This is a genomic window from Aurantimonas litoralis, assembly GCF_026153195.1.
Taxonomy (GTDB): domain Bacteria; phylum Pseudomonadota; class Alphaproteobacteria; order Rhizobiales; family Rhizobiaceae; genus Aurantimonas; species Aurantimonas coralicida.
This window is the reverse complement of record NZ_JAPFBM010000008.1, coordinates 186,881-198,795: the sequence shown is the minus strand read 5'-3', so window position 1 is coordinate 198,795 and position 11,915 is coordinate 186,881. Positions and strand designations below refer to the sequence as shown.

General features: G+C 67.2%; 14 protein-coding genes. 6 read left to right on the top strand and 8 right to left on the bottom strand.

Annotated elements, in window-relative coordinates; all coding sequences use genetic code 11:
- Nucleotides 1-34: 34 nt before the first annotated feature.
- On the bottom strand, nt 35-1,216 hold the full coding sequence (locus N7I30_RS16310) for a pyridoxal phosphate-dependent aminotransferase (RefSeq protein WP_498640140.1): 1,182 nt from the start codon (nt 1,214-1,216) through the stop codon (nt 35-37).
- A gap of 104 nt (nt 1,217-1,320) precedes the next feature.
- Here N7I30_RS16310 and N7I30_RS16305 point away from each other — a divergent pair, with 104 nt between their 5' ends.
- From N7I30_RS16305 to aat, 6 genes are all read left to right on the top strand, one after another.
- A complete protein-coding gene (locus N7I30_RS16305; RefSeq protein ID WP_498640138.1) occupies nt 1,321-2,703 on the top strand; it encodes a M48 family metalloprotease in 1,383 nt (460 codons plus the stop codon).
- A 59-nt stretch (nt 2,704-2,762) separates the two neighbouring features.
- Complete coding sequence (locus N7I30_RS16300) at nt 2,763-3,542, top strand: DsbA family protein (RefSeq protein WP_498640332.1); 780 nt, start codon at nt 2,763-2,765, stop codon at nt 3,540-3,542.
- A gap of 117 nt (nt 3,543-3,659) precedes the next feature.
- Nucleotides 3,660-4,094: a type II 3-dehydroquinate dehydratase gene (aroQ, locus tag N7I30_RS16295; protein WP_024351732.1), complete on the top strand. Its 435-nt coding sequence runs from the start codon at nt 3,660-3,662 to the stop codon at nt 4,092-4,094.
- Nucleotides 4,095-4,125: 31 nt separating this feature from the next.
- On the top strand, nt 4,126-4,605 hold the full coding sequence (gene accB / locus N7I30_RS16290; protein ID WP_228241015.1) for an acetyl-CoA carboxylase biotin carboxyl carrier protein: 480 nt from the start codon (nt 4,126-4,128) through the stop codon (nt 4,603-4,605).
- A 10-nt stretch (nt 4,606-4,615) separates the two neighbouring features.
- Nucleotides 4,616-5,965, top strand: a complete 1,350-nt coding sequence (gene accC / locus N7I30_RS16285) for an acetyl-CoA carboxylase biotin carboxylase subunit (RefSeq protein ID WP_024351730.1) — start codon at nt 4,616-4,618, stop codon at nt 5,963-5,965.
- Nucleotides 5,966-5,969: 4 nt separating this feature from the next.
- Entirely contained in the window at nt 5,970-6,638 is a 669-nt protein-coding gene (aat, locus tag N7I30_RS16280; RefSeq protein WP_498640136.1) for a leucyl/phenylalanyl-tRNA--protein transferase, read from the top strand.
- On the opposite strand, the gene N7I30_RS16275 is transcribed toward aat, so the two are convergent.
- The 7 genes from N7I30_RS16275 to N7I30_RS16245 form a co-directional block, all read right to left on the bottom strand.
- Nucleotides 6,578-6,985 (bottom strand): DUF2155 domain-containing protein, encoded by a 408-nt coding sequence (locus N7I30_RS16275; protein ID WP_009209683.1) that lies wholly within the window; start codon nt 6,983-6,985, stop codon nt 6,578-6,580. The two genes, aat and N7I30_RS16275, sit on opposite strands and share 61 nt — an antisense overlap.
- 158 nt (nt 6,986-7,143) lie before the next feature.
- Nucleotides 7,144-7,524: an NADH:ubiquinone oxidoreductase subunit NDUFA12 gene (locus N7I30_RS16270; RefSeq protein WP_009209684.1), complete on the bottom strand. Its 381-nt coding sequence runs from the start codon at nt 7,522-7,524 to the stop codon at nt 7,144-7,146.
- 104 nt (nt 7,525-7,628) lie between these two features.
- Entirely contained in the window at nt 7,629-8,135 is a 507-nt protein-coding gene (locus N7I30_RS16265) for a GNAT family N-acetyltransferase (RefSeq protein ID WP_498640133.1), read from the bottom strand.
- The gene (gatB, locus tag N7I30_RS16260) at nt 8,132-9,631 is read right to left on the bottom strand and encodes an Asp-tRNA(Asn)/Glu-tRNA(Gln) amidotransferase subunit GatB (protein ID WP_187389629.1); all 1,500 of its coding nucleotides are present in this window, start codon (nt 9,629-9,631) and stop codon (nt 8,132-8,134) included. The genes N7I30_RS16265 and gatB overlap by 4 nt, the downstream gene beginning before the upstream one ends.
- Nucleotides 9,632-9,727: 96 nt before the next feature.
- The gene (locus N7I30_RS16255; protein WP_228241019.1) at nt 9,728-9,961 is read right to left on the bottom strand and encodes a hypothetical protein; all 234 of its coding nucleotides are present in this window, start codon (nt 9,959-9,961) and stop codon (nt 9,728-9,730) included.
- A gap of 4 nt (nt 9,962-9,965) precedes the next feature.
- Nucleotides 9,966-11,447 carry an Asp-tRNA(Asn)/Glu-tRNA(Gln) amidotransferase subunit GatA gene (gene gatA, locus N7I30_RS16250; RefSeq protein ID WP_475363040.1) on the bottom strand — a complete coding sequence of 494 codons (1,482 nt, stop codon included), beginning with the start codon at nt 11,445-11,447 and terminating at the stop codon, nt 9,966-9,968.
- Nucleotides 11,444-11,914 (bottom strand): GNAT family N-acetyltransferase, encoded by a 471-nt coding sequence (locus N7I30_RS16245; protein ID WP_498640130.1) that lies wholly within the window; start codon nt 11,912-11,914, stop codon nt 11,444-11,446. Before N7I30_RS16245 ends, gatA begins: the two co-directional genes overlap by 4 nt.
- Nucleotide 11,915: the final 1 nt, after the last annotated feature.

The window sequence follows — 11,915 nt, the reverse complement described above, 5'->3', positions numbered from 1 at the left end:
GTCTGTTGTCGGGCGCCGGGGTCGGCGCTGCCGGTCAGCCGGTGCGGCGGTCGGCGATCCGGTCCAGCGCCTCGGCGAGCGTTGCGTGGTCGCAGGCGTAGGACAGCCGCACGAAGTTCTCGCCGCGGCGGGTGTCGAAGTCGGTGCCGGGGGTGATCGCCACATGGCAGCGCTGAAGGATGTCCGCGGCGAACCGCGTGGCGCCGGATTCGCCCTCGGGGATCGCGGCATAGGCGTAGAACGCGCCATCGATGGGGGCGATATCGCGGAAGCCGAGCTCGGGCAGCCGTCTGGCGATGAGGTCGCGATTCTTCACATAGCCGTCACGCACGACGTCGAGTTCGGCGGTCGCGTCGAACGCCGCCGCGGCCGCGACCTGCGAGAGCTCCGGCGCGGAGATGTAGAGGCTCTGGCCGATCCGCTCGGCAGCCCGCAGCAGCGCCTTGGGCAGAATCAGCCAGCCGATCCGCCAGCCGGTCATGCAGTAATATTTGGAGAAGGAGTTGACGATGATCGGCCGGTCGGAGAACTCCAGCGCCGTCGCTTCGGCCCGGCCGTAGGCAAGGCCGTGATAGATCTCGTCGGAGACGAAGCGGATGTTTTCGGCATCGGCATATTCGACCAGCCGGCGCAGCTCGTCGCGGGGCGTGACGGTGCCGGTGGGGTTGGCCGGGCTGGCGATCAGGACCCCGGCGAGCCGGTGCTCCTCATGGGCGGCGCGCAGATGCTCGGCGGTCAGGATGTAGCCGGTGGTCCGGTCGATCTCGATCTCTACCGGCACCAGCCCGAGCGCGCGCAGGATGTTGCGATAGGCGGGGTAGCCGGGCGCAGCCAGCGCGATCTTGTCACCCGGATCGAAGGCGGCGAGAAAGGTCAGGTTGAAGCCCGCCGACGAGCCGGTGGTGATCATGATCTGCGCGGCATCCACCGTCTGGCCGTAGGCGTCGGCGTAGTGGCGGGCGATGCGCTCGCGAAGATCCTGGCGCCCGAGCGCATCGGTATAGGCGATGCGGCCATGGTCGAGCATGCAGCGGGCGGCATCGCGCGCGATCTGCGGCGCCGGCGCGGCCGGCTGGCCAACGGCCAGCGACAGCACCCGGTGGCCCCGTGCGATCATCCGGTTGGCTTCGGCCAGAACGTCCATGGCGCGAAACGGGTCGATGTCGGACCGCTTTGATGCCATCATCGTGAGGGTTTCGGACAGGTCGGACCGCATGTTTCGCCTCGATTTCGCCGGATTGGGGTGAGGATTGCCAGACAGTGCCGGGATCGCATCGGGAATTGACGATCGGTCATCGGCCAGCATCGGAGGGGACTAGCATGAACATGTCGCTCGGCGCGATCTCCGCCCGCATCACATCGATGATCCTGGCGGCATCCGTGGCACTGGCACCGGTTAGCGTTCAGGCCGCCGGGAAGGACAAGGCCAGCCTGCCGATCGTGCGGGACGCCGAGATCGAGGCGCTGGTCGCCGACTATGCGCGTCCGCTGCTGAAGGCGGCGGGCCTGTCGCGTTCAGGCATCGAGATCGTGCTGGTCAATTCCGACGCCTTCAACGCGTTCGTCTCCGGCCGCCGCATCTACATCAATACCGGCGCGATCACCGCGACGCAGACTCCGAACCAGCTGATCGGCATCCTCGCCCACGAGATCGGCCACCTGGCCGGCGGTCACCAGCAGCGGCTGCGCGAACAGCTGGAGCGCTCGCAGGCCATCGCCGTGGTCGCGAGCCTTCTCGGCGCCGGAATCGCGGCGGCGGGCGCCGCCGCCGGCGGCGGCAGCGCGGTCAGCGCCGGGGCAGGAGTGATGATGGGGGGCGGCGGTATCGCCCAGCGCAACCTGCTCAGCTACCAGCGCGGCGAAGAGTCCACCGCCGACCGGTCCGCCCTCACCTATCTGGAAGCGACCGGCCAGTCGGCCCGGGGGCTGGTCGAGACCTTCGAGATCCTCGATCGCGGCAATCTCTTCGCCCGCAGCAGCGGCGGGAACTACACTTCCTCGCATCCGATGCCGCGCGACCGCATTGCGGCTCTGCAGCGGCTGGCCCAGGAAAGCCGGTTCTACGACCGGGCCGACAAGCCGGAACTGGCCGTGCGCCACAATCTCGCCCGGGCCAAGATCGTCGCCTACAATGACGGCGCCGGGGCAGTCCGCCGGATGTTCGCCCGCGATCCGCGCAGTCTGGCGGCCTATTACGGCGACGCGATCGCCACGCATCTCGCCGGGTCCCCGGCCTCGGCGCTCGCCAAGGTCGATGCGCTCCTCAAGGCCCAGCCGAACAACGCCTTCTTCTACGAACTGCGTGGCGATATCCTCGTCGATGCTGGACGCTCCCAGGAGGCGGCGGCCGCCTATTCGAAGGCCGCCCGGCTGGACAAGACCGGCTCGGGCATCCTGAAGGCCGAGATCGGCCAGGCGCTGGTGACCAGCGGCGATCCGGCCAAGATGGAGGAGGCGATTCGCCTGATCCGCGAGGGCCTCAGCTCGGATCCGGACAATTCCGTCGCCTACCGGTTCCTCGCCATGGCCTACGGGCGGATCGGCGAAGTCGGCCGCGCCGAACTTGCCACCGCCGAAGGCTACTGGCATGGCGGTGCCTTCCGTCAGGCGAAGATCTTCGCCATCCGCGCCCAGCAGAAGCTGCAGCCGGGCACACCGCCCTGGCGGGCGGCGCAGGACATCATCCAAACCGAGATTCGCTGACCGGCGATCCGCACCGAACCGAACAGAAGGACGCCGCACCCGTGCTTTCCATCCGACGCCTGACCGCCGCAACGGCCCTCGCCTGCACGCTTCCGCTGATCGCAGCCGGCGCCGCCAACGCGCAGGACAGCGCGCCCGCGGCGGCGCAGACGTCGTTCGACGCGAAGCAGACCGACGCGATCGAGACGATCGTCCGCGCCTATCTGATCGAGCATCCCGAAGTGCTGCTGGAAGCGCTCGACGCGCTGGAGGCCAAGCGGACGGCCGACCAGTCGGCGGCCCAGAAGGCGGCGATCGCCGAAGTCGGGCCGGCGCTGTTCGAGACGCCCGAGGGCACGGTGCTCGGCAATCCCGATGGCGACGTCACCGTGGTCGAGTTCTTCGACTACAATTGCGGCTACTGCAAAAAGGCGATGCAGGACATGGATGCGCTGCTCGCGGCCGATCCGAACATCCGCTTCGTCCTGAAGGAGATCCCGGTGCTGGGGCCGCAGTCGCTGGAAGCGGCGCGGGTCTCCCTTGCCTTCCGCGAGATCGCCCCGAACGAATACGCAGCCTATCACCGCGCGCTGCTCGGCTCGCGCGGCACCGCGAACGAGGCAAGCGCCATCGCGGTGGCCGGGGACTTCGGCGTCGAGGAGGCTGCCCTGCGCACGGCCATGCAGTCGTCCGCAGTGACGGAGGCGCTGAGGCAGTCGAACGAGATGGCGACCCGACTCGGCATCAACGGCACGCCGTCCTATGTGGTCGGCGAAGAGGTGGTTCCCGGGGCGGTCGGTCTCGACAATCTGCAGGCGAGCATCGCCAATGTGCGCGAATGCGGAACCATTGCCTGTTGAGGAACCGCTGAGGGAACGAAACGCCCGTCGGGGCGCTTTCCCCACGCTGCCGATGCCTCTATACGGGGCTGTGAGCCGCGCGGCGCGCGTGCGATTGCCAGAAAAGACCGAGGGTCGATGACCTCGACGATCTACTTTCTCAACGGCCCCAATCTCAATACGCTCGGAACCCGCGAGCCCGAGATCTATGGCACGACGACGCTGGCCGACATCGAGGCCCGCTGTCGCGACGTGGCGGCGGACGCCGGCTTCGAGATCGTGTTCCGGCAGTCCAACCATGAGGGCGAACTGGTCGACTGGATCCACGAAGCGCGCGAACGCGCCGTGGCGATCGTCATCAACGCCGCCGCCTACACCCATACTTCCCTCGCCCTTCACGACGCGCTCCGGGTCTTCGGAAAGCCCGTCGTGGAGGTGCATCTGTCCAACATTCACGCGCGCGAGGAGATCAGGCACAAGAGCCTGATCGCGCCGGTCGCCGTCGGCATGATCGCCGGCTTCGGCCCGGTGGGTTACGAACTCGCCATTGCGGCCCTCAAGGCGCGCCTGTGAACAATCGAGTCGAATAGACCGAAGGAATCGCATGTCGAAAGAAGACCACTCTGTCGACCCGTCGTTCGTCCGCGAGATGGCGAGCATCCTGAAGGACACCGATCTGACCGAGATCGAGGTCGAGCACGGCGAGATGCGCGTCCGCGTCTCCCGCCAGAAGGATTATGGCGGCTACGCCCAGCCGATGCACTACGCCGCGCCGTCGAGCCCGGCGCCCGCCGCTCCGGCGCAGCACGCCGAGCAGCCAGCCGCACCGGCGGCCGCCACCGGCCCGGAGAAGGGCACGGTCCCCTCGCCGATGGTCGGCACGATCTACCTGTCGTCGGCTCCGGGCGCGCGCGCCTTCGTCGAGGTCGGCCAGAAGGTCGCCGAGGGCGAGACGCTGCTGATCATCGAGGCGATGAAGACGATGAACCAGATTCCCGCGCCGCGCGCCGGCACGGTGACCAAGATCCTGGTCGAGAATGCGCAGCCAGTGGAATACGGCGAACCGCTCGTCGTGATCGCGTAAGGGGCGCGGCATGGTCAAGAAGGTCCTGATCGCCAACCGCGGCGAGATCGCCCTGCGGGTGCTGCGCGCCTGCAAGGAGCTCGGCATCCCGACGGTGGCCGTCCACTCCACCGCCGACAACACGGCCATGCATGTGCGCCTTGCCGACGAGAGCGTCTGCATCGGTCCGCCGCCGGCCCGCGACAGCTATCTGAACATTCCGCAGATCGTGGCGGCCTGCGAGGTGTCCGGCGCCGATGCCGTGCATCCCGGCTACGGCTTCCTGTCCGAGAATGCGCGTTTCGCCGACATTCTCGACGCCCACAAGATCACCTTTATCGGCCCCACCGCCGAGCATATCCGGATCATGGGCGACAAGATCGAGGCCAAGCGCACCGCCAAGCGTCTCGGCATTCCCGTCGTCCCCGGCTCGGCGGGCGCGGTGACCGACGACGACGAGGCGGCACGGATCGCCGCGGAGATCGGCTATCCGGTCATCGTCAAGGCTTCGGCCGGCGGCGGTGGCCGCGGCATGAAGGTCGCGAAGACGGCGCAGGACCTGTCGATGGCGCTCTCCACGGCCCGTTCGGAAGCCGGAGCGGCCTTCGGCGACGATGCCGTCTATCTGGAGAAGTATCTGGAGAAGCCGCGCCATATTGAGGTGCAGGTCTTCGGCGACGGCGCCGGCAACGGCATTCATCTGGGCGAACGCGACTGCTCACTGCAGCGCCGCCACCAGAAGGTCTGGGAAGAGGCCAGCTCGCCGGCGCTCGACCAGGAGCAGCGCGACCGGATCGGCATGATCTGCGCCAACGCCATCGCCAAGCTCGGCTATCGCGGCGCCGGCACGATCGAGTTCCTGTATGAGAACGGCGAGTTCTATTTCATCGAGATGAACACCCGCCTGCAGGTGGAGCATCCGGTGACGGAAGCCATCACCGGGCTGGACCTCGTTCACGAGCAGATCCGCGTCGCCAGCGGCCAGGGCCTGTCGGTGACGCAGGCCGACATCCAGTTCGCCGGCCATGCGATCGAGTGCCGGATCAACGCCGAGGACCCGGAGACCTTCGCACCCTCGCCGGGGCGGATCACCCATTACCACATGCCGGGCGGGCTCGGCGTGCGGGTCGATTCGGGCGTCTATCAGGGCTATTCGATCCCGCCCTTCTACGACAGCCTGATCGGCAAGCTGATCGTGCACGGCCGCACCCGGACCGAATGCATGATGCGGCTGCGGCGCGCCCTCGACGAGATCGTGGTGGACGGCGTGAAGACCACGCTGCCGCTGTTCCGTGACCTCGTGGACAATCCGGACGTCGCCAAGGGCGACTACGACATCCACTGGCTGGAAAAGTATCTCGCCCGCAGATCAGCAGGGTAGGATCATGACACGGCGTGGTGGCCAGCGTTTCGAGATCACCCCGTCCATCCTGCTGAAGGCCTATGCCTGCGGCATCTTTCCGATGGCGGAAAAGGCGGACGATCCGGGCATCTTCTGGATCGATCCGACCGAGCGGGGAATCCTGCCGCTGGACGGCTTCCACCTGCCGCGCAGCCTGCGCAAGACCATCCGCCGGGCGCCCTTCGACATTCGCGTCGACACCGCCTTCGCGGCGGTGGTCGACGGCTGCGCGGAAGCCGCGCCGGGGCGCATGGAGACCTGGATCAACGGCCAGATCCGCTCACTCACGCTGGCGCTGGCGCAGGAGGGCTTTGCCCATTCGGTGGAAGCGTGGGACGGCGACGAGCTGGTCGGGGGCCTGTATGGCGTGTCGCTGGGCGGCGCGTTCTTCGGCGAGAGCATGTTCTCGCGCCGCACCGATGCGTCCAAGGTGGCGCTGGCCTATCTGTGGGAGCGACTGTGCCGTGGCGGCTACCAGCTCCTCGACACCCAGTTCCTGACCGGCCATCTGGAACGCTTCGGCGCGATCGAGATCGACCGCGATGCCTATCAGGCGCTGCTGGCCGAGGCGATCACGGTGGATGCGACCTTCTACCCGGCAGGCGCCGGGACATCCGATTCGCTTTTGCAACTCTTCAGCCAGACATCATAGACCGGGTGCTCGACGGCGTTGAGACCGGGAGACGCGGCGAACATCCAGCCGGAGAAGATCTGGCGGATGTCGCGCTGCAGGGTGATCTCGTCGACCTTCACGAAGGCGTCGGTCTTGGCGGCCTCACCCTCGGCGCTGGTGTAGCAGACCTTCGGCGTCACCTGCAGGGCGCCGAACTGCACCGTCTCGTCGATATAGACGTCGAAGCTGGTGATCCGGCCGGTGATCTTGTCGAGCCCGGAGAAGACCGCGACCTTGTTGGCGATGCGCTGCTGCGCCGACGCCGGAACCAGCGCCAGACCGGTTGTCACGGCAAACAGGATCGACGCACATAGCCGACGGTTCATGGGGGCGTCCTCAACATTTCCGGCCCGCCGGGCCGGGCAATACGCGCTGTGTCTGCCGGCAGAATGCGGCGATGACAGGGAGATCGTCCGGGCCGCGATCGAAAAGGGCGAAAGCCGATCCGGTCAGGCGGCCGATCGCGCTTCGGACCGCCGTGCGATCACGGCGTCCAGGCGTCGTAATCGTCGGTGACGCGCGGGCGCTCGGACGGAGTGAGCAGCGAGCCCTGCGGCCGATAGGCCTTGGCCGTGCCGGTGTAGTTCGGCTGGTGCGGCTTCTGCCAGGCGCGCGGCTTGTAGTCTTCCTTCGACGGCGGCGTATCGACCCGGTAATGGATCCAGCCATGCCAGCCGCCGGCGATCATCGACGCCTCGGCCGGGCCGTTGTAGATGACCCAGCGCTTGGTGCCGTCGGCGTTCTGGTAATACTGGTTGCCGGCATCGTCCTCGCCGACCTTCTGGCCCTTGCGCCAGGTGTAGAATCTCGTGCCGATCGTCTGGCCTTGCCACCAGGTGAAGATCTGCAGCAGCCATTCCTTCATGGGAATTCCAGTCCGTGTCGATGCGGGGACGTTATGCTGCCGCGGCCGCAAAATGTCCACCATGGATCGCGTTCGCTCCGCCCTTCGGCGGCGCCCTGCCCGGCTCAGCCGGCGGCCAGCTTCTTCTCGTAGACGGCGGCCGGAATGCCCGAATCGGCACAGCCGCAATTGGCGGTGGAGCCGGTCTGGGTGAAACCGTGCGCGCGGTAGAAGTCGATCGCCGGCGTGTTGGCTTCCTCGACCTCGAGGCGCAGCGTGCGCGCCGTCGGGAAGCAGTCGGAAATCTCCGCCAGAAGATCGCGGCCGATGCCCTGGCGCTGGCTGCCGGGCCGCACATAGATCTGGTGCAGGACGACCATCTTGCCGTCGCCGGCTGTGGCGGCGGCATAGGCCATGCCGCCCAGCCGCGTGCCGTCGTCAGCGACCAGGAACTCCGAGTTCAGCCGGTTGATCCGCGGCCTGAGCGCCTCGACCGAATGCCACGAGCGGGTGATCTCGCTCACCCGCTCAGGCCCGTAGATGTGGTCGTAGGTCGCGTGCCAGGTCTCGCCGAGCAACTGGCTGATCGCCTCCAGATCGGCCGCGCCGGCGGTGCGGACGAAGAAGGTCATTCCACGCCGAGCTTCTGCTTGACCAGCGCGTTGACCGCCTGGGGATTGGCCTTGCCGCCGGTCGCCTTCATCACCTGGCCGACGAACCAGCCGGCCATGGTCGGCTTGGCGCGGGCCTGCTCGACCTTGTCGGGATTGGCCGCGATCACCTCGTCCACCGCCGTCTCGATGGCGCCGGTGTCGGTGACCTGCTTCATGCCGCGCTCGTCGACGATCGTCTCCGGATCGCCGCCCTCGTTCCAGACGATCTCAAACAGGTCCTTGGCGATCTTGCCGGAGATCGTCTCGGCGCGGATCATGTCGAGGATCGCCCCGAGTTGGTCCGCGGTCACCGGCGTCTCGCCGATGTCCTTGCCGGCCTTGTTCAGCGCGCCCAGGAGGTCGTTGATGACCCAGTTGGCGGCCTGCTTGGCGTCGCGGCCCTTCGCGACGGCCTCGTAATAGTCGGCGATGGCCTTTTCGGAGACGAGGATCGACGCGTCGTAGGCCGACAGGCCGGCATCGCGGATCAGCCGGTTCTTCTTGGCGTCCGGCAGTTCCGGCAGGCCTTCGAGCAGCGCGTCGACATAGGCCTGGTCGAATTCCAGCGGCAGAAGGTCCGGGTCCGGGAAGTAGCGGTAATCATGCGCCTCTTCCTTGGACCGCATGGCGCGGGTCTCGCCCTTGGCCGGATCGTAGAGGCGGGTCTCCTGGTCGATGGTGCCGCCATCCTCGAGGATCGCGACCTGACGGCGTGCCTCGGCTTCGATGCACTGGCCGACGAAGCGGATGGAGTTGACGTTCTTGATCTCGCAGCGCGTGCCGAAGTCGCCGCCGGGACGCCGCACCGAGACATTGACGTCGGCGCGCATGGAGCCCTCGTCCATGTTGCCGTCGCAGGTGCCCAGATAACGCAGGATGGTCCGCAGCTTGGTCAGATACGCCTTGGCCTCGTCGGCCGAGCGCATGTCGGGCTTGGAGACGATCTCCATCAGCGCGACGCCGGAGCGGTTCAGATCGACATAGGACATGGTCGGATGCTGGTCGTGCATCGACTTGCCGGCATCCTGTTCGAGATGCAGCCGCTCGACGCCGATCTCGATCTCCTCGAACTCGCCCTTGGAATCCGGGCCGACGGAGACCGAGACGATGCCCTCGCCGACGATCGGGTCCTTGAACTGGGAGATCTGGTAGCCCTGCGGCAGGTCCGGATAGAAGTAGTTCTTCCGGTCGAACACCGAGCGGTGCTTGATCTCGGCCTTGAGGCCGAGGCCGGTGCGCACCGCCTGTCGCACGCATTCCTCGTTGATCACCGGCAGCATGCCCGGCATGGCCGCGTCGACGAGGCTGACATGATCGTTGGGGGCGCCGCCGAAATCGGTCGAGGCGCCGGAGAACAGCTTCGCCTCGGACGTCACCTGGGCGTGGACCTCCATGCCGACGACGATCTCCCAGTCGCCGGTGGCGCCGGAGATGAAATTCTTCGGATCGGGCGTTCGGGTGTCGACGAGGGTCATGGGCGTGTCCAGAAACTGAAGATGGGCTGCCAGAACGGCTGGTTCAATGCGTGATAACGGTCCGGTGGCGCAGCACGCCGAAGCGGCTGCAGCCGGTCAGCGACCGAGTGCGGCGACGATCGTGTCGCGCTCGGCCTCTAGGCTCTGCGCGCTCGGCTCGCGCCCGGCGCGGCGATACCAGTATTCGGCATTGCCCTGGTCGCCTTCGACGCGGTGGAGATGTGCGTGGATCCAGGCTGCATCGGCGGAGTGATCGTCCTGCACGATCGCGTGGGCGCCGTGCCAGTCGCCCGCCGCCAAGAGATCGAGTGCCTTGCGAAGATCCGCCATCAGCCTACCACCATTTTGCCGGTTCGAAGCGGCCGGCCGCCTGCTCGATGGCGCTGCCGATCGCAAACAGGGTCTCTTCCTCGAAGGGCCGGCCGATCAGCTGGAGACCGAGCGGCAGCCCGTCGCCGGAGAGACCCGCGGGAACGGCGAGGCCCGGCAGGCCGGCCATGTTCACGGTCACCGTGAAGATGTCGTTCAGATACATCTTCACCGGATCGGAGGCCATGTCCTGATCGGCGATACCGAAGGCGGCCGAGGGCGTCGCCGGCGTCAGCAGCGCGTCGATGCCGTCGGCATAGACGGTCTCGAAGTCGCGTTTGATCAGCGTGCGGACCTTCTGGGCGCGCAGGTAATAGGCGTCGTAATAGCCGGCCGACAGCACGTAGGTGCCGATCATGATACGGCGCTTCACCTCGCGGCCGAAACCGGCGGCGCGGGTGTTCTCGTACATCTCGGCAACGTCCTTGCCGGGCACGCGCAGGCCGTAGCGCACACCGTCATAACGGGCGAGGTTCGACGAGGCTTCGGCCGGCGCGACGATGTAGTAGGCCGGCAGGGCGTATTTCGTGTGCGGCAGCGAGACGTCGACGATCTCGGCGCCGGCGTCGCGCAGCCAGGCGATGCCCTGCTGCCAGAGCGCCTCGATCTCCTCCGGCATGTTGTCGACTCGGTATTCCTTCGGAATGCCGATGCGCAGGCCCTTCACCGAACGGCCGACCGCGGCCTCGTAGTCCGGCACCGGCAGGTCGACCGAGGTGGTGTCCTTGGGGTCGACGGAGGCCATGGATTTCAGAAGGATCGCCGCATCGCGCACGTCGCGGGCAATCGGGCCGGCCTGGTCGAGCGACGACGCGAAGGCCACCGTGCCCCAGCGCGAGCAGCGGCCATAGGTCGGCTTGATGCCGACCGTGCCGGTCAGCGCCGCGGGCTGGCGGATCGAGCCGCCGGTGTCGGTGGCCGTCGCGCCGGCGCACAGATGCGCCGAGACCGCAGCGGCCGAACCGCCGGACGAGCCGCCGGGCACCAGATCGGCATTCGAGCCCTTGCGGCGCCAGGGGTTCTTCACCGGGCCGTAATAGGAGGTCTCGTTGGACGAGCCCATGGCGAACTCGTCCATGTTGAGCTTGCCCAGCATGACGGCGCCGTCGGCCCACAGATTGGCGGTCACCGTCGATTCGTAGCGCGGCTCGAACCCGTCGAGAATATGCGACGCGGCCTGGGTGTGGACGCCCTCGGTGGCGAACAGGTCCTTGATGCCCATCGGAATGCCTTCGAGCGCGCCCGCCTCGCCCTTGGCCAGGCGTTCGTCGGAGGCCTTCGCCATGGCCAGCGCCTTGTCCGGCGTCACCGCCACATAGGCGTTGATCTGCGGGTTGGCGGCCTCGATCGCGGCATTGTAGGCCTGCGTCAGCTCGGTCGCGGAAAACTCCTTCGCCGCGAGCTTGTCCCGCGCTTCGGCGATGGTGAGAGACGTCAACTCGGTCATGGGGACAGCTTCTTTTCGTAAAATCGACAGTAATCGGAATCCGGATAGTCGAGCACGGCGCCGCAGCGCGTGAAACCGGATCGTTCGTAAAGTCTCCAGGCCGCCTCGAAGCCGGCCGTGGAGCCTGTTTCTAGTACCAGCCGGCCGAGTTCCCGGCGGCGCGCCTCGGCCTCGATGGACTGCAGGACCAGCCAGCCGAGCCCGGACCCGCGCACCTCCGGCGTCGTGTACATGCGCTTGACCTCGCCGATCGCAGGGCAGTGAACCTTCAGCGCGCCCATCCCCACCGCGACGGACTGATCATCGCGCACCACGAAGACGGTGGTGTCCTCACCCGCCATCTGCTCGGCGGTGAGCTGAAACTGGAACTCCGGCGGCGACAGCGGCCGGAGATGATCGTTCAGCCGGGCAACCAGTTCGCGCAACTCATCCTGAAGCGGTGATTCCACCGCGACGGTCACCGTCATG